This is a genomic window from Pararhodobacter sp. CCB-MM2, assembly GCF_001691415.1.
In the GTDB taxonomy this organism is placed as follows: Bacteria; Pseudomonadota; Alphaproteobacteria; order Rhodobacterales; family Rhodobacteraceae; genus Pararhodobacter.
In genome coordinates this window covers 1-749 of sequence record NZ_LRRR01000071.1, presented here as the reverse complement: position 1 = coordinate 749, position 749 = coordinate 1, and the positions used below count along the sequence as shown (strand labels likewise).

General features: G+C 61.9%; 1 protein-coding gene. It reads right to left on the bottom strand.

Annotated features, from left to right (window positions below):
- A partial coding sequence (locus BCY78_RS24235; protein WP_199523198.1) for a cytochrome ubiquinol oxidase subunit I occupies window positions 1-737 on the bottom strand: 737 nt, incomplete at its 3' end.
- Window positions 738-749 lie beyond the last annotated feature (12 nt).

Genomic DNA, 749 nt, shown 5'->3' with positions numbered 1-749 from the left:
GCCGAATAGCCGCTCTCGTCGCCCAGCACGACGACCGACAGGGCCGAGGCCAGACCGAAGGCCGAGGCAATGGCGATGGAGCGCCGCGCCAGTTCCACATGCCGGCCCTTCAGCAGGTACCACGCCGAGACGCCCAGCACGAAGACCGCCGCCGTGACATAGCCCGCCGAGACGGTATGCACGAATTTCGCCTGCGCCACCTCGTTGAACACCACCTCGAAGAACGAGGTCATCTCCATGCGCATGGTGTCCGGGTTGAACTCGGCCCCCACCGGATTGACCATCCAACCGGAGGCGATGAGGATCCACAGGGCCGAGAAGTTCGACCCGATCGCCACCAGCCATGCCACCACAAGGTGCGCCACCTTCGACAATCGGTCCCAGCCGAAGAAGAAGAGGCCCACAAAGGTCGCTTCCATGAAGAAGGCCATCAGCCCTTCGATGGCCAGCGGCGCGCCGAAGATGTCGCCGACGTAATGGCTGTAATAGGCCCAGTTCATGCCGAACTGGAATTCCATGGTGATGCCTGTCGCCACGCCCAGCACGAAGTTGATGCCGAACAGGGTGCCCCAGAACTTGGTCATCTGCCGCCAGATCGGGCGGTTCGTCATCACGTAGACCGTCTCCATGATGGCGACGAGGATCGACAGACCAAGGGTGAGGGGCACGAACAGGAAGTGGTACATGGCCGTCATCGCGAATTGAAAGCGCGACAGCTCGACGAGGTCGAAGTCCATGATCGTTGCTCC